We start from the raw sequence: 16,012 nt of genomic DNA on the forward strand, positions 1-16,012 counted from the left end.
CATCACTCATCAGGGGACCTAGAAATGCACAAGATCGCTCTGCAAGCCGCCGCCATCGGCATTGCGTTCGCCTCCTTCGCCGCCCAGGCGGCACCGGCCCAGACGGCCGAGCAACTGTACCAAGCCAATTGCGCGGCCTGCCACGGCGCCAAGCTGGAGGGCGCGGTCGGCCCGACGCTGGGCCAGCACGCGTGGATCCACGGCGCGCCAACCAAGGCCAATCTGATCAAGGTCATCAGCAAGGGCGTGCCGGAGAAGAATATGCCGGCGTGGTCGCCCGCGCTGAGCGCGCAGCAGATCGCGCTGCTGGCCGATTACATCGCGGCCAATGCCGACAAGAAGCTGGCAGCGGCGCCCGCCGCGGCAGCGCCCGCCGCCAAACCGGTCGCCAGCGATTTGCTGAGCGGCTTCAAGCTGCCCAAGGGCTTCCGCATCAGCGTGTATGCCGAGGGCGCGGAAACGGCGCGCAGCATGGTGGTGTCGGACAGCGGCATCGTCTACGTCGGATCGCGCAAGGCCGGCAAAGTGTACGCGCTGGTGCCGCGCGCCAACAAGCAGTCGGCCGAGGTCGTGACCATCGCCGAAGGGCTGGAAAATCCGATCGGCGTAACGCTGCTGAATGGCGCGCTGTACGTGGGTGAAATCGGCCGCGTGATCCGCTTCGACAATATCGACAAGCGCTACGCGCAAAAGCCCTCGTATGAAGTGGTGAAGGTGAGCCTGCCGAACGACAAATGGCACGGCGAGAAAGTCATCAAGGCCAGCCCGGACGGCAAGCTGTACATCCCGGTCGGCGCCCCCTGCAATATCTGCGATACCGATGACACCAAGAGCGCCAAGATCTACCGCATGAACGCGGACGGCAGCCAGCTCGAGGAAGTGGCGCGCGGCGTGCGCAACACAGTGGGCTTCGCCTTCCATCCCACCACCAGGCAGCTGTGGTTCACCGATAACGGCCGCGACGAGCTCGGCGACAACACGCCGTCGTGCGAGCTCAATGTGCTGACCAAGTTCGGCCAGCACTTCGGCTTCCCGTATTGCCATGGCGGCGTGGTGCCGGATCCCGAGTTCGGCAAGGGCCGCACCTGCGAAGAGTTCGTCGAGCCGGTCGCCAAGCTGGGGCCGCACGTGGCGCCGCTGGGCTTGAGCTTCTACACCGGCAAGCAATTCCCCGAGGCGTACCGCAACAACATCTTCGTGGCCGAGCATGGCTCGTGGAACCGTTCGACCAAGATCGGCTACACGGTCCGCCTCATCACGCTGTACGGCAACAAGATGGTCAGCGACACCTCCTTCATCGACGGCTTCCTGCGCGGCGATGAAGTGGTCGGCCGCCCGGTCGACGTGGTCACTCTGGCCGACGGCTCGCTGCTGGTCTCCGACGACTACGCCGGCCGTATTTTCCGCGTGACTTACGACGGCAAGTAAGCTGCCGGGAAAAACTCCTGATCCAGCGCCTGTTCCAGTGTCCAGGGACAGGCGTCCGGTAAATCAAAGCAGTTCACTTCGCCTATGACCTTGAGCAGCGCGTCCAGCCAGGCATCCTGAAGGAATTTCTCCTCAGTCAACATCGTACACAGCGTTGGCGCAGTGGCCAGCGTGCGGGCAATCCGCCGACGCTGCAATACGATCAAGCGCTGCCACAGCAAGCATTGATTCCCTTCCTGCTGCTGCCATCGCGCCAGGTGCGCCAGCAGTTCGGCACAGTGCCGCAGCAATATCTGGCGCACGTCGCCCTGCCCTCCCTCGTCGTTTACCGGCCAAAATGTCCACTCTTGCGACCAACGGCCAGGATCGTAAATGCCCATCTTCATTTTTCACTCCGGAAGAAAATCCTGATCCATCAACTGTTCGATGGACCAAGGCAGATTGAGCGGCAGATCGGGAATGCCTGTCTCGTCAAAAGCATCCGTTCGTGCGTCAGCAAACGCACTCTCCAGCCAGTCCGGATCATCCAACGCAGGTTTTAAGCTGGGATGCCGCTTCAAGTGGAGTGCAATTGCCGCTCGCTGGTCCTTGATAGTCCGACGCCAACTACGTCCACGTCGCGCGGGTTGATGAGTCCATTTCAACAGATGCGCGATCAGCACCCTGAGCCGGCTTTGCAATGCGTGTCTTTCACTCTTGCCCACATCCGCTATCTCCTCGACGATATTATCGATATCGAGCCGCGACCACTGGCCTGTGCGTAGCAGGTGGGCCTGCTGCTCCGCCCAGGCAACAAAGTCGTGTTCATACAGATTGCTCATGGCATCCTCTGTTAGACCAGATATGAGTTAGACAGAAGCGTACGTCAAAAGTTCAGACAAAAAAATGGGCGAAGCCGTCCGCTGCGGGACAGGTGGGCCGCCTCAATAGAATTCGCCAATTTCCACCAGGCGGCTACGAAAAGCATCCGCCATGTCCGTCACGAAATCACGCGCGGGAAGAGCCTGAATCCCTCCGCAAAACGATGGAAGGTCCTTGCCAAAGTCAATGACCAACGCGGCACGCCAATACCCTTGGATGTGATCCCAGGCGATGTTTTCCTTCGCGCCATCCTGAACATGAACCTTTACGACCGGAGGCGATGCACCCTCGGAAGGAAAGGATCGCTCATACAAAAGGTCGGGGCCGGGTTCATCGTCACTCTCGTTGGCTGCGATCGGTTGCCCAGCGATGGTGGGTGGGCTGATGAGTTCAAACCAGACCCCGTCGGAACTCCACGGAATTCTGAAATCGTCGCCCAGTACCAGCGAGGTGCGCATCGTGTAGCGGTCACGCGGATCAATATCGTTATAGAGTGACGCTCCGGCAATACGCATCACCGGCTCGCCAGCGATTCCCGCGTAGACGACAGCCACACCGGCACCGGCCTTGATGGACGAGAGATCGGCTGCATCGATCGGGTTTAGCGCCCCTCCCGTGAGGTCGAGACATTGCTCCACCTTATCAACCAACAACCAGCGCCGAAGCACGGCGTCGACGCGCGCGGCGGTATCAGCATGTGGCGTCCAGGCCGGATCATCCACGATCAGAAAATGACGATATTCGACTCCCAAAATAATCTCCCTTCACTTCCTACGTGGCCACACGGCCGCGATAAGGCCACAGAACGTGCCGACAAATACTGCACGATACCAGTCCATCTCTTGCGAAGCACTCAGAAATCCTGTGTATAAAAGAGTACCGACGGCTGTCCCAACACCAAACCATAAACTGTACGGTAAGCGTTTCATTGAAGTTTTCATCTATTGGCCTAAAGTGTTTGCTCAGCGGCGCCGGTAGGCATTCGCTGGAATAGATGGTTCGGCCATTTGCTTCACTTCGATGATTTCCTCATTTCAAAGACGTCCTTGACCATGCTATTGAACATTGAGCTGTTGATGCTTCCGTCAACAAAATATTCCGCCACCTCGACCAGCATTCGAAGCGGAATGAGACCGCCAACTCGACGCTCAAGGTCGACCCGTTGGCTCAGCGGCGTGCTACAGCGGGCAACGCTCGCAGCAGCGCATCCTCGGGAGCGGAAGGTTAGACATATATCTACGCAATTAGAGCAATGTACTCGGACGCTCGATGCGCATCTATACCCCTTGCCTGCTCAACATAAAGCTGGTGTGCACTCGGCTTCAGAAAAACATCCGGCCGAGTCGTCGGCCCCGTCAACCGTAGTTCTGCTTTTAGACCAAGAGAGCCATTAGAGGTTGGAATCTCGTTGGCAATTCGAGCATCGAATGGCGGTTCGTTAAGCTGTTCATCCGAGTCCCAGAGGTCGTAGATCCGCTCAAACGAAGACTGTGGGACTTCAACCCATAGCCCTATGCAGTATGGATGCTCACGCAACTCGACCGGGAGCGGCAGCAGCCCGCGAATGAAGAATCGCTTCCCCTCAATGACGCATAGATCGTTGTTCTCTTGAAGAAGACGCGACCGCTCTTCGGTCGAAAGCTTCGCGACATCGTCGGGGCGACGAAAAGTCAGCTCCATTTCTTCCAGCAGATGTTCCTCACCACATTTTGAGCAAATCAAAGAAGCACCTTTCTGTCTAACGTGAAAAATAACTGGCTGCCGAAAAGCGCGGCGTGGAGGCAGCCCAGTTGACTGCAAGGTCTGGCACTATCAGAACCAAACTAGCCATTCCAGTACCTGCCTCCAAAAGCGATCACCCAAATAAAGAGCCATTAAACCGAACCCCACCATCGGTACTACAAAGGCGAAGGCCGTTCCGATAAAAGATGCGATACCGCATACCAGTACGAGCACAACGCCAATTAAAGCGCCAAGAATAGCACCGCAAACAAACCGAGTAACCTGCTCGGGTTCCTCTACCTCGTGATCGTCCTGAATCTTCATGCAGCCCAACGTGCTTCAATTAACCGGCGCGCTTTGGCGCGTCCGGGTTGAATGAATGGTTAGAACGTATGACTGCCGCGCGCCACTTGGAACCAAGCCAGACAGCAGGAATGCAAGCTGCCAGATAGCAGACGCCTTGATAAAGGAACTGGAAGGACCAAGTCAATGGGTTTGGTTCGGAATCCGGTAGCACCAATGGTAACGGAGCGCCTGCGCTCCAAACGAAAAACGCCAATGCCAAGAGCGCCAAGAGAGCGGCAACCCAGCAAGCACGCGAAGGCGCGATACGACCAACCAAAAGTCCAGTCGGGACAAGCGGCGCAAGAAGAATGAAGTACGTACCGAATGTCCGGGATGGACCTTCAGGCATGAAACCGACGCCAAGAACCATCAATCCAAAGAAAGCTCCGAATACTACATAAGCCAGTAGGCCGAACAAGAACGCAAGTGCGTGCATAGGAACTCTAACGTTGGACGTAACTGACGCCGGAGCGCGCAGCGCGATGGGCACCCGAAACGCGCAGCGTTTTGGGCGTCCAGTTGACGGAACTGTTATGCATTACTCGCCCCAAACTTGCACCTGAAAAAAGAAGACCGTAGCTGCTGAAACACCTACAGCAGCAACAGCAGCCAAGACCGCTTGAATATATCGGCACAGCTTGGATTGGGAGATACCTCGCGTAGTCCATGCAAAGTACGAGCTGCTTGCGATCAGCGGAATGCCACCGACAAACCGAAAGAAACTCAGAAATGTCGCTCCCAACGATTACAGCTAGCTCTTCCAGCTCATAGGTTCCCTTCATCAAGTCCGCACACTCCTTCAGGCTTGCACCATTTGCCCCGTAAAGCACGCCAGCGGGGAGCTCATGCAAGGTGTACTTGTAATAGTCGAGAAGTCGCTGAAACTCATCTTTTTCTGTCTTCTTAACCATCATCTATGCTCGAGCCGCCCAACGTTATTGTTCAGCGGCGCCAGTAGGCATCCGCTGGAACTTGCTGTTGGGCTTAGCACGCCTCAGAAACGCCATGTGCGTGTCGGGACAGCCACCAAATTTGCTGCTGCATGCTAGTTCGAGTTTGCCGTTGACTAAATGTCCCTGAAATTCGAGCTTTTCATTGCTGCCACCGGAGGGATTCTTTGCCCAGGCATTAGCTTGTGCCGGGTTCTTAGGGCGTTTCACAAAAAAATTCCGCGATGGGACGATAAACCGAATTTCACCGTTTACGGCCTCAAGGTCTTTTATCTCCGTCGCAGAGTAATACAGCCCATGTTCGCCTTCTCGCTCAAGGCCCATGTAGTCCCCTTTTATCACATCATGCTCGAGCCGAAGGACTATAATATCGCCCTCGCTATCCCCAGGAAAGCGGTGTTCCCATCGTCCAATAAGTCCGGATGTTTGAGCTTCCGCCGCTTGGCCGGTACATACCGCAGAAACGATCAAGATAAAACTAGTCAAAGACTTCATTTAGTTGCCCAAGATAGAGGGACGGATGCCCAACGTAATTGTTCAGCGGCGCCGGCAGGCGTCCGCTGGAACCGATGGTTAGCACACAAAGCGTTCATAGCTTTCCACTAGCTCCTTAGCTTTGGACTGTTGCTCTAACTCGGTATAAAGAATGCCGTGCCGCTCAATAGCATTCGAAACGAACTCCTCGGTTATCTTCTCACCACGAACATGAAGGCTATACATGTCACCCAAGACGCCGCTGGCTTCGTCGGCGCTACCGAGCTCGGAAAAGTAGGACTTCCCTTCAGGGGAATCGTTGCGATAAAACGCAAGAGATCGAATGTGCGCATTTAAGCCAAAGTGCATGTCGATCAATCGTTGCTTCGGCAACGCCGCGATTTCCTCCCTGACCGAAGCCGCAAGGTTCGCGTCGAGATAATCAAATAGATCCGCCAAGTTCTTGAGCATTTCTCGCTAACGTGTGCGATAACCGGCGGCTGGAGCGCGCAGCGCGTAAGCCGTCCGGTTGAGTATGAAGTTAGGCATCTGGAGGGCTCCAGTTTTGAATATTTGGATCTTCACCAGCAACGCGAATACGGCGCTGCAGTCCAATGATTGCTGTAGCTTCAGCAGCACCGCCCTGCTTAAGTAAAACAAGTTCATCATTTGAAATTTGATCCTCGCGCCACGCAGTTTGATGTGAACCAGCGTCGTAGCGAACAAAGAATCGCCCTTGTCGTTCAACGACCTCAAGCCCTTCTTCAGTCAAGTTCCCAAGTACTCGCAGTTCCATATGACCTAACGTGTGCGATAACCGGCGGCTGGAGCGCGCAGCGCGTAAGCCGTCCGGTTGATCAAATGGTTAGGCAGATTCGAGATTTTCATGGTTAGCCCTCTGGCCGAAAGTGCAGCTCGAACCCGGAATCCGCAAGCACCTCTAATGCGACGACATCGTCAGCGTAGTGGTCGTAGACCTCACCGAAATTCTTCAGGCCCGCAAAGTTAATTTTTTCATTTTCAATTTTATGCTGATTGAAGTCCCAAGGGTCTTTGATCCCTAAGAGTTCAGCGAACTCACGACTTAGCGATGAACCTTCAGAGATGCCAAACAGGCGACGAGAAATCATTGAGCCTTCCGCAGTCGCTGCATACAGATCGCTCCGATAATCGAGAAACTCAGCAACCCTCGTCGAAAAAGGACCGATCGCAATGATCTCGGCGCACATTCCCATGGTCAGTAGCCTAACGTGACAAGTAACTGGCTGCCGGAACGCGCAGCGTGGAGGCAGTCCAGTTGACTGCATGGTTGGGCGATGGGCGCTTAAATTGGCGGGAGCTCATTTTCGCCTTCAATTGTACAACCATAAAAGGACGCGCCTTTAAAACGGGCGTTCTCGAGTTTTGCGCCCACGAGCTCAACGGACTCGATAGCGGCTAGTTCGAACGATGCCCCCGTAAGGTCGGCGCCCCGAAAATTTGCGCATTTGACGTTGCATTCAGCGAAATTCACTCCACGGAGGCTAGCACCGACAAAGCTGGAATTGAAGAACCAAGAATGCTTTTCAAAGGATGCTCCGTCTAACATAACGCCGGACAGATCAACGTCGCTCAGATCGGTGCCAGGAAAATTACGTTCTCCAGCAGAATAACGCTGAAGAAGTTCGGCAAGCGTCTCAGGCGGATTAACAGAGATCGATGGTGTATTCATGCGGCCCAACGTTACGATAACCGGCTGCCGGAGTGCGGAGCACGGAGGGAACCCAACCGCGCAGCGGGTGGGCAGTCCGGTTGAACGAACTGTTGGCGGTGACACACCACGAACTCGCGGTATGCCGCTGCCACAGCACCAAATGCAGCAAGGGACAAGACGCTGACCGAAGTTCGCGCACCGCGCGTCACCACGGACAAAACGCCGACCATCACCACTGCCCGCAACTCACCACGGGCCAAAACATTACCGAAGCCGCACCGCCTGATTCGCCACAGGCCCTGGCGCCAAGCCCTGCGTTGCAGCTCGCAGACCAGCGACAACCACACGCCAACGTGGTGTTAAGCGGCTGGCCGCTCGTAAATTAAAAAGAACCTGCCAGTGTCCGGCCAGTCCGCTTGAACTTGCTGTTGGCGCGTGCGGACCACGAACCCAACGCAAACCGACACCACAGCACCAAATACCGCAACGGACCAGGCGATGACCATAGCTCGCGCAACGCGCGTCACCACGGACAAAACGCCGACCGCCACCACTACCCGCAAAACAGCACGGGCCAAAACGTGACCGAAAACGCGATGCTCGGTTCGCCAGCGGCCCAGGCGCCAAGCCCTGCGTTGCAGCTCGCAGACCAACTCCGACCACACGCCAACAAAAAATAGGCCCCCTATTTGTCGCAAATCTCCCCGCCCGAAGCTTGAAGTTTCGCAGAATCCAGCGCAAAGGAACCAATATTATCAATACATTATGCCAATTTAGCACACCCTAATGACTTAGGGCAAATCCACCTGCGGGGTAGCCATGACTACATCCAAACCCAGACTACTCGAACAGGTACGCGAGCGTATTCGCCTGAAGCACTACAGCATCCGCACCGAGCAAAGTTACATCGGCTGGATCCGTCGCTTTATTATCTTCCAAGGCAAGCGTCATCCTGCCAGCATGGGGGCCGCAGAGGTAACGCAATTCCTCACACATCTGGCCGTCGCCGCCGGCGTTGCGCCATCTACCCAGAATCAGGCGAAGGCGGCCCTACTCTTTTTGTACAAGGAGGTGCTGGAAACCGAGCTTCCCTGGCTGGATGAGATCGTGACAGCCAAGTCATCGCAACGCCTTCCTGTGGTGCTGACCAAGGACGAAGTACAGCGGCTGTTGCGCAGCACCAGCGGCACCAATGGCTTGATACTTCGCCTCCTGTATGGAACGGGGATGCGGATCATGGAATGCCTGCGGCTGCGTGTAAAAGATATTGAGTTCATGCGCAGTGAGATCATCATCCGCGAAGGCAAAGGCGGCGAAGACAGAGTAACAATGCTCCCGCAAACTTTGGTGGCGCCATTGCGCGAACACATCAGCCGTGTTCAGCTACTGCACCAGCGGGACTTGGCGGAAGGCTTTGGCGAAACGTGGCTCCCTTACGCACTGGCGCGCAAGTATCCGAATGCGAACAAGGAGTGGGGCTGGCAGTATGTTTTCCCGTCCAAGCACCGCTCGGCCGATCCGCGCTCCGGCGCCATCCGCCGCCATCACGCTGACGAGAAAGCCATTCAGCGCGCCATGAAACAGGCCACGCGTGACACGCTGATCAATAAGCCGGCCACGCCTCACACCCTGCGACATTCTTTCGCCACTCATCTGCTGCAAGCGGGCTACGATATCCGCACGGTGCAGGAGCTGCTCGGCCACAAGGATGTCGGCACCACGATGATTTACACCCACGTCCTGAATCGCGGCGGTCAAGGCGTGGTCAGCCCGCTGGATCAAGCGTTACGCCCGTCGGATTGACTGCGTATTCAATTTCATTTTGCGCTTTGATTGTTTTTGTAATTGCAGCGCGACGCGGTCACACCGCAGAATGCCTCGCAGCCGGTTTGGCAAGACCCGGATCCTCGGATGCCAATCTGCTCAATAAACGGGGACATTCATGAAAGTCATAAATTGCATTCTCGGGGCAACCATGATGGCAGCCCTGACAGGCTGTGGTAGCATCAATGCGGCCGCAACCGACACCGCGCAGGCGGTATTCAACTGGACATCGAGCGCGCCGCTCATCTCGCCTCAACCCATTCCAAGCCAGACCATCTATGGCGTCAAAGATCCTTCGATCGTCTACGTAGACGGCAAATATCATGTATTCATGACGACCGCCGGCTCTGCCGGCTGGGGGCTCGCGTACACCAGCTTTGACAAGTGGTCGGACGCCTCGTCCGCGAAAATCGTCCCGCTGGACAAATCCCCGATCGGGCCCGGTTATCGCGCCGCGCCGCAGGTGTTTTATTTTGCTCCGCAAAAAAAATGGTATCTCATTTACCAAGGTGGCGATCCGCTCTATTCCACCTCTGACAATATCGGCGATCCAACCTCCTGGAGCGCGCCGAAGCCATTCTTTTCCGTCGCCCCCGACATCATCAAGCCACCGCAAGGTCAAGGCTGGCTGGATTTCTGGGTGATCTGCGACGACAAGAAATGCTATCTGTTCAATACCGATGACCACGGACGTTTGCTGCGGTCCGAAACCGACATTCGCCAGTTCCCGCATGGCTTCCATAACACGGTCGCTGTCATGACCGAAAAGACGGAGGACCTGTTCGAGGCGAGCAATACCTACAGGATCGCGGGCACGCATACCTACATCACGCTGGTGGAGGCCGTGTCACCGAAAGGACGCTACTTCCGCATCTGGAAGAGCGATAGCCTGGACGGAAAGTGGGAGCCGTTCTCCTCGGCGCCCATGAACGCTTTCGCCAGCCGCGACAACGTCAAACAGTCGTGGTCGCACGATATCTCGCACGGCGAAATGGTGCGGACAAATGCCGATCAAACCATGACCATCGATCCCTGCCGGCAGCTGGAATATCTGTACCAGGGCAATGACCCGGCGGTGCGGGTGGACGACTACATCAAACTCCCCTATCGCCTGGGCCTGATCACGGCGCGGGGCGACAATCCAGTAAGCGCGCTCTGCCGCTAAACAAAAAGCCCCCGCCGGCACTGAGCGAGCTCAGGCTGGCGGGGGCTTTTCAGCGGACTACTTGACGCTTACTGCGCGTTGGCGGCAGCGGCGGCGGCTTCTTCCGCGGCGGCTTTCATCGACAGCTTCAGACGGCCGCGGTCATCGGTTTCCAGAACCTTGACGCGCACTTGCTGGCCTTCTTTCAGGTAGTCGGCCACGGCGTTCACACGCTCGTTGGCGATCTGCGAGATGTGCAGCAGGCCGTCCTTGCCTGGCATGACCTGCACGATGGCGCCGAAGTCCAGCAGCTTCAACACGGTGCCGTCGTAGGACTTGCCCACTTCGACCGACGCGGTCAGCTCTTCGATGCGGCGCTTGGCTTCCTGGCCGGCGGCGGCGTCCACGGAGGCGATGGTGACCACGCCTTCGTCGCTGATGTCGATCTGGGTGCCGGTCTCTTCGGTCAGCGCGCGGATCACGGCGCCGCCCTTGCCGATCACGTCACGGATTTTCTCCGGGTTGATCTTGATGGTGATCAGGCGCGGCGCGAAGTCCGACAGCTCGGTCTTCACGCTCGGCACGGCCTTCTGCATTTCGCCCAGGATGTGCTCGCGGCCTTCCTTGGCTTGCGCCAGCGCCACTTGCATGATTTCCTTGGTGATGCCCTGGATCTTGATGTCCATCTGCAGCGCGGTGATACCGTTGCGGGTGCCGGCCACTTTGAAGTCCATGTCGCCCAGGTGGTCTTCGTCACCCAGGATGTCGGACAGCACGGCGAACTTGCCGCCTTCCTTGATCAGGCCCATGGCGATGCCGGCCACGTGCTCTTTCATTGGCACGCCGGCATCCATCAGCGCCAGGCAGCCGCCGCAGACCGAGGCCATCGACGACGAACCGTTCGATTCGGTGATTTCCGACACCAGGCGCACGGAGTAGCTGAACTCGTCCGGCGATGGCAGCGCGGCGACCAGCGCGCGCTTGGCCAGGCGGCCGTGGCCCACTTCGCGGCGCTTCGGCGTGCCGACGCGGCCGGTTTCGCCGGTGGCGAACGGTGGCATGTTGTAGTGGAGCATGAAGTCGTCGGTGTACTCGCCCATCAGCGCGTCGATCTTCTGCGAGTCGCGGGCGGTGCCCAGCGTGGCCACGACCAGCGCCTGGGTTTCGCCGCGGGTGAACAGGGCCGAGCCGTGGGTGCGCGGCAGTACCGAGGTGCGGATCGAGATCGGACGCACGGTGCGGGTGTCGCGGCCGTCGATGCGCGGCTCGCCCTCGAGGATCTGCGAACGCACGACTTTCGATTCCATCTCGAACAGGATGTTGCCAACTTCCACCGAATCAGGCGCGACGGCGCCGGCGGCGGCCGCTTCCGCGCCCAGGTCGGCCAGCACCTCGGACGACATGGCGCGCAGTTTCTCGGTACGCGCCTGCTTGTCGCGGGTCTGGTAGGCGTCGCGGATCTTCGCCTCGGCGAAGTGGGCCACGCGGGCGATCAGGGCTTCGTTCTTGGCGGGGGCGACCCACTCCTGCTCGGGCTTGCCGCCGTCGCGCACCAGGTCGTGGATGGCGTCGATCACGACTTTCATCTGCTCGTGGCCAAACACCACGGCGCCCAGCATGATTTCTTCCGACAGCTGCTGCGCTTCCGATTCCACCATCAGCACGGCGGTCTCGGTACCGGCAACCACCAGGTCCATCTGCGAGGTCTTCAGTTGTTCAACGGTAGGATTCAGGATGTACTGGCCGTTGGCGTAACCCACGCGGGCGGCGCCGATCGGACCATTGAACGGCACGCCCGACACGCACAGCGCGGCCGAGGCACCGATCATCGAGGCGATGTCCGGATCGATTTCTGGATTGACCGACAGCACGTGCACGATCACTTGCACTTCGTTCATGTAGCCCTCTGGGAACAGAGGACGGATAGGACGGTCGATCAGGCGGGATGTCAGCGTTTCTTTTTCCGAAGGACGACCTTCACGCTTGAAGAAACCGCCAGGGATCTTGCCCGCGGCGTAGGTTTTCTCCAGGTAGTCGACGGTCAGCGGGAAGAAGTCCTGGCCGGGTTTCGCGTCTTTACGCGCCACCACGGTGGCCAGCACAACGGTGTCTTCAATCGACACCATCACCGCGCCGGAGGCCTGGCGAGCGATCTCGCCAGTTTCCAGCGTGACGGTGTGTTGACCGTACTGGAAGGTTTTCGTAACTTTATTAAACATGGGTAATCCCTTTCTATTTGCCGACAGATTTTCAGGAGCTGTCGTTCACCTCACCACAGGCGGCCGGATGGCCACCTTTACTACATTCCAGTTAGCAATTTTTTAATGCTTAGAAAGACAAAATGCCCGCGACAGCAAACTGGCGCAGGCATTCTGTTTAAGCCGGACGGCGCAAAAATTACTTACGCAGGCCCAGTTTGGCGATCAGGTCGCGGTAGCGGGTCGCGTCCTTGTCTTTCAGGTAGGACAGCAAGCTCTTACGACGGTTAACCATCTTGATCAGGCCACGACGCGAGTGGTGATCCTTGGTGTGCTCTTTGAAGTGGGCGTTCAGTTCGTTGATGCGGGCGGTCAGCAGGGCAACTTGCACTTCTGGCGAGCCGGTATCTTTTTGGCCACGGGCGTTGTCAGCGATGATCGCTGCTTTGTTGATGTTTTCTACGGTCATGATATTTACCTTTAACATGCGGTGCGCGGAGTCGTAACCCTGCTCACCGTGATTTACAATAAAACCCGGTCGGAAAGACCAGACCCGGAAGTATAGCGGAAAAAAGTCCCGCGTGTCTCCTTTTTCGGGAGGAAATCATGAGAAAAGCCCTGATTCTGGCGATTTTGACGCTGTCGCTGGCCGCCTGCGCCCAGTTCGGCCGGCCGCCGCCCCAGCCCGGCGACAGCCGCGAGGCCGTGCTGACCCGGCTCGGCCAGCCCACCAATGTCTACGCCGATGGCGACGACACCCTGCTGGAATACGCCTACGGCCCCTTCGGCCAGTACACCTGGATGGCGCGCCTGGGCCCGGACGGCCGCCTGCGCTCCTACGAGCAAGTGCTGACCAGCGCCAAATTCGCCACGGTGAAGCCGGGCAAGGACACCAAGGAAACCGTCCTGCGGACCTTGGGCCGCCCCACCCAGGTCACGCATTACGCCAGCGTCGACGGCGACGTCTGGCTGTACCGCTACAAGGAGCAGGACGTGTGGAATTCCATGATGTCGGTGGAGTTCAACCGCCAGGGCGTGGTGCAGGCCATGGTTAACGGCCCGGACGAGGAGCGCGAGGTGCGGCGCCGTTGACATGGATCTGGCTCGCCGGCGCCGCGCCTCCAGCGGCCAAGTAGGAGCAGTCCCACGCGAATGACGGGCGTGCGCCGACGGTGAAAGAAGGTTGCGGTTGCTATGATCATTTCATCAACATTGCAACCTAAGGAGTCTTCATGTCCCGTCACGCCTTCTACACCGCCGCCGCGCTTGCGCTGGGCGCCGCCAGCTCGTTTGCCTGGGCCGAACCGGCCGCCCCACTGGACCGCGCCAGCGTTTCGCTCGGCGCGTTCTACACCGAGCCGCGCATCAACTACAACGGCGAAACCAACTACGGCCGCATCGACACCGGCACCTACGAGACCGACCACGTCACGCTGCCGCGCGTGAAGGCACAGCTGCTGCTGGGCGACACGCAGGGTCTGGACTTCGACTACTACCGCTACGACAAAACCTACAGCCCCAGCCTGAGCGGCAGCACCAACATCAACGGCCTGCCGCTGACCGGCAACGGCAAGCTGGACGCCAAGCTCAGGCTCGATCTCGCCAACCTCGCCTATAAATGGTGGATAGGCAGTGGCAGCGGCAAGGACGTGTTCGGCGTGGGCATCGGCGCGGCCTACTATCGCGCCCGCGTGGACGGCACGGCCAGCGGCGTGTTGAACGGCGTGGCCGGCAACGCGGCGTACTCGGAAAGCGAGCATGCGTATGCGCCGCTGGTGGAGCTGGGCTGGCGCCACGCCATCTCGGACAATGTGCGCGTGTATGCGGACGCTTCCGGCATCAAGAAGAACGGCGGCAAGATCCATGGCCACATCTACGGCGGCGCCATCGGCGTGGAATGGTATCCGACGCCGGCGGTGGGCGTGGTGGCTGAATACAGCACCAGCCGGATCAGCCTGACGCGCGACCGCGACGACACCGATTTGAATGTGCGCCTGAGCGGTCCGGCGGCTTACGTCAAGTTCCGCTTCTAAGCAGCGCGCCCAGCTCCTTCTTGCCGCTGGCCGACAACGTCAGCGCGCGCGTGTCGTCGCCGCGTTGCAGCCAGCCGCGCTCGATGAAGTTGTCCAGCAGCGCGACCGCCAGCGGGCCGGCGAAGTGGTCGCGCCGCTCGGACCAGTCGACGCAGCCGTATAGCTGGCGCGGGCTTTCGCTTATAACCACGCCCAGCTCGCGCAGGCGTTGCGTGCCCGCCGCGGTCAGGACAAATTCGTGCGCATCGCCTTGGACCCAGCCGTTGTCGACGAAGCAGCGGCATAGGTCGACGCCCAGCACACCGGCCAGGTGGCCGTAACAACTGCGGGCGTGGCGCAGGCCGCGCATAGCCGGCGCTTTCCAACGCGTGGTTTCAGGCAGAGCGCCGTCGGCCACGCGCAACAGGGCTTCCAGCGCGTGGGCGACGTTGCCGTCCGCGAGCATGTAATAGCGATGGCGGCCCTGGGCGCGCACGCGCGCCAGGCCCTCGTCCACCAACAGCTTGAGATGTTGCGATGCCGTGGGCGCGGACACGCCGGCGTGTTGCGCGAGCTCGGTGGCGGTGTAAAAGCGGCCATCGAGAAGGCGCGACAGCATCAGCGCCCGCGTCGGATCGCCTATCGCCGCCGCCACGCGCGCAAAACGCGGCTGCGCCGCGGTCACGACGCGCCCGCCGGCTTGACCGCTACGTTCGCGCCGATCGGCAATGCGTCGGCGGGCGCTTGGGCGCGGCCGTCCATGCCGTAGTCGCGGATGACGGAGGCGACGCGCAAGCGATAGCCTTCGAACACGCCGCCGCGCCCGGCCGCCTGTGCCGCGCGATGCTCCTCCCGCCGCCGCCACGCCTGCACCGCTTCCTCATCGCGCCAGAACGACAGGGACAGCATCTTGCCCGGCGTGGTGATGCTGGTGAAGCGCTCCACCGAGATGAAGCCATCCACATTGGCCAGCATTGGCCCGAGCCGCGCGGCGCGCTCCAGATACTCGGCCCGGCCGTCCGCGCTGGGCACCACTTCGAAAATCACGGCGATCATGACACGGCCTCTGTAAAAGTGCGCTCCTCGCGCAGGATGAAACGCTGCTGCTGGGCGAAGGCGAAATTATCCTTCGCCTCGCTGTCCGCCCGCAGGCGCGCGCGGTAGGCCTCGTATTCGGCCAGCGAGTCGAAGCCCACCAGTCCCCAGGCCTCGTAGTTGGTGCCTTCCAGCGGCAGGAAGTAGCCCAGCAAGCGCCCGCCCAGGCGCGGAATGATGCGACCCCAATTCTCCGCATAGCGGCGAAACGCCTCGCGCTGGAACGGGTCGATCTCATAACGGATAAAGCAAGTGATGGTCATGGC

Annotated in this window: 19 protein-coding genes; 5 read left to right on the forward strand and 14 right to left on the reverse strand. The window is 59.1% G+C overall.

What is annotated here, in order from left to right; all coding sequences use genetic code 11:
• The first annotated feature begins 24 nt into the window (after positions 1 to 24).
• Positions 25 to 1,428, forward strand: a complete 1,404-nt coding sequence (locus FHW83_RS02790; protein WP_176644805.1) for a c-type cytochrome — start codon at positions 25 to 27, stop codon at positions 1,426 to 1,428.
• On the opposite strand, the gene FHW83_RS02795 is transcribed toward FHW83_RS02790, so the two are convergent.
• From FHW83_RS02795 to FHW83_RS02840, 9 genes are all read right to left on the reverse strand, one after another.
• Positions 1,413 to 1,814 carry a DUF29 family protein gene (locus tag FHW83_RS02795; RefSeq protein WP_176644806.1) on the reverse strand — a complete coding sequence of 134 codons (402 nt, stop codon included), beginning with the start codon at positions 1,812 to 1,814 and terminating at the stop codon, positions 1,413 to 1,415. The two genes, FHW83_RS02790 and FHW83_RS02795, sit on opposite strands and share 16 nt — an antisense overlap.
• Positions 1,815 to 1,817: 3 nt before the next feature.
• Positions 1,818 to 2,249 carry a DUF29 domain-containing protein gene (locus tag FHW83_RS02800; RefSeq protein WP_176644807.1) on the reverse strand — a complete coding sequence of 144 codons (432 nt, stop codon included), beginning with the start codon at positions 2,247 to 2,249 and terminating at the stop codon, positions 1,818 to 1,820.
• Between the two features lie 102 nt (positions 2,250 to 2,351).
• Complete coding sequence (locus FHW83_RS02805) at positions 2,352 to 3,041, reverse strand: hypothetical protein (RefSeq protein ID WP_176644808.1); 690 nt, start codon at positions 3,039 to 3,041, stop codon at positions 2,352 to 2,354.
• A 484-nt stretch (positions 3,042 to 3,525) separates the two neighbouring features.
• Positions 3,526 to 4,089, reverse strand: coding sequence for a DUF2199 domain-containing protein (locus FHW83_RS02810; protein WP_308936723.1), 564 nt, complete (start codon positions 4,087 to 4,089; stop codon positions 3,526 to 3,528).
• Positions 4,090 to 5,291: 1,202 nt separating this feature from the next.
• Complete coding sequence (locus FHW83_RS02820) at positions 5,292 to 5,801, reverse strand: hypothetical protein (RefSeq protein WP_176644811.1); 510 nt, start codon at positions 5,799 to 5,801, stop codon at positions 5,292 to 5,294.
• Positions 5,802 to 5,879: 78 nt separating this feature from the next.
• A complete protein-coding gene (locus FHW83_RS02825) occupies positions 5,880 to 6,251 on the reverse strand; it encodes a hypothetical protein (protein WP_176644812.1) in 372 nt (123 codons plus the stop codon).
• 70 nt (positions 6,252 to 6,321) lie between these two features.
• Positions 6,322 to 6,576 (reverse strand): hypothetical protein, encoded by a 255-nt coding sequence (locus FHW83_RS02830; RefSeq protein ID WP_176644813.1) that lies wholly within the window; start codon positions 6,574 to 6,576, stop codon positions 6,322 to 6,324.
• A gap of 94 nt (positions 6,577 to 6,670) precedes the next feature.
• The gene (locus tag FHW83_RS02835) at positions 6,671 to 7,015 is read right to left on the reverse strand and encodes a hypothetical protein (RefSeq protein WP_176644814.1); all 345 of its coding nucleotides are present in this window, start codon (positions 7,013 to 7,015) and stop codon (positions 6,671 to 6,673) included.
• Positions 7,016 to 7,104: 89 nt separating this feature from the next.
• Positions 7,105 to 7,491 carry a pentapeptide repeat-containing protein gene (locus FHW83_RS02840; RefSeq protein ID WP_176644815.1) on the reverse strand — a complete coding sequence of 129 codons (387 nt, stop codon included), beginning with the start codon at positions 7,489 to 7,491 and terminating at the stop codon, positions 7,105 to 7,107.
• 801 nt (positions 7,492 to 8,292) lie between these two features.
• Here FHW83_RS02840 and FHW83_RS02845 point away from each other — a divergent pair.
• Complete coding sequence (locus tag FHW83_RS02845; protein WP_176644816.1) at positions 8,293 to 9,276, forward strand: integron integrase; 984 nt, start codon at positions 8,293 to 8,295, stop codon at positions 9,274 to 9,276.
• Positions 9,277 to 9,448: 172 nt separating this feature from the next.
• Positions 9,449 to 10,462, forward strand: a complete 1,014-nt coding sequence (locus tag FHW83_RS02850; protein ID WP_218105926.1) for a non-reducing end alpha-L-arabinofuranosidase family hydrolase — start codon at positions 9,449 to 9,451, stop codon at positions 10,460 to 10,462.
• A 68-nt stretch (positions 10,463 to 10,530) separates the two neighbouring features.
• On the opposite strand, the gene pnp is transcribed toward FHW83_RS02850, so the two are convergent.
• The gene (gene pnp, locus FHW83_RS02855) at positions 10,531 to 12,660 is read right to left on the reverse strand and encodes a polyribonucleotide nucleotidyltransferase (RefSeq protein WP_176644817.1); all 2,130 of its coding nucleotides are present in this window, start codon (positions 12,658 to 12,660) and stop codon (positions 10,531 to 10,533) included.
• A 178-nt stretch (positions 12,661 to 12,838) separates the two neighbouring features.
• Positions 12,839 to 13,108: a 30S ribosomal protein S15 gene (gene rpsO / locus FHW83_RS02860; RefSeq protein ID WP_155467775.1), complete on the reverse strand. Its 270-nt coding sequence runs from the start codon at positions 13,106 to 13,108 to the stop codon at positions 12,839 to 12,841.
• A 137-nt stretch (positions 13,109 to 13,245) separates the two neighbouring features.
• Here rpsO and bamE point away from each other — a divergent pair, with 137 nt between their 5' ends.
• Entirely contained in the window at positions 13,246 to 13,731 is a 486-nt protein-coding gene (gene bamE / locus FHW83_RS02865) for an outer membrane protein assembly factor BamE (protein WP_176644818.1), read from the forward strand.
• A gap of 140 nt (positions 13,732 to 13,871) precedes the next feature.
• Positions 13,872 to 14,672 (forward strand): hypothetical protein, encoded by an 801-nt coding sequence (locus FHW83_RS02870; protein ID WP_176644819.1) that lies wholly within the window; start codon positions 13,872 to 13,874, stop codon positions 14,670 to 14,672.
• On the opposite strand, the gene FHW83_RS02875 is transcribed toward FHW83_RS02870, so the two are convergent.
• The 3 genes from FHW83_RS02875 to FHW83_RS02885 are packed head-to-tail and all read right to left on the reverse strand — an operon-like array spanning position 14,656 to position 16,009.
• Positions 14,656 to 15,336, reverse strand: a complete 681-nt coding sequence (locus FHW83_RS02875; protein WP_176644820.1) for a winged helix-turn-helix domain-containing protein — start codon at positions 15,334 to 15,336, stop codon at positions 14,656 to 14,658. The genes FHW83_RS02870 and FHW83_RS02875 overlap by 17 nt on opposite strands.
• Positions 15,333 to 15,707, reverse strand: coding sequence for an antibiotic biosynthesis monooxygenase (locus FHW83_RS02880; RefSeq protein ID WP_176644821.1), 375 nt, complete (start codon positions 15,705 to 15,707; stop codon positions 15,333 to 15,335). The genes FHW83_RS02875 and FHW83_RS02880 overlap by 4 nt, the downstream gene beginning before the upstream one ends.
• Positions 15,704 to 16,009, reverse strand: coding sequence for an NIPSNAP family protein (locus tag FHW83_RS02885; protein WP_176644822.1), 306 nt, complete (start codon positions 16,007 to 16,009; stop codon positions 15,704 to 15,706). The genes FHW83_RS02880 and FHW83_RS02885 overlap by 4 nt, the downstream gene beginning before the upstream one ends.
• Positions 16,010 to 16,012 lie beyond the last annotated feature (3 nt).

The organism is Duganella sp. SG902, from assembly GCF_013376005.1.
Taxonomy (GTDB): Bacteria; Pseudomonadota; Gammaproteobacteria; order Burkholderiales; family Burkholderiaceae_D; genus Rugamonas.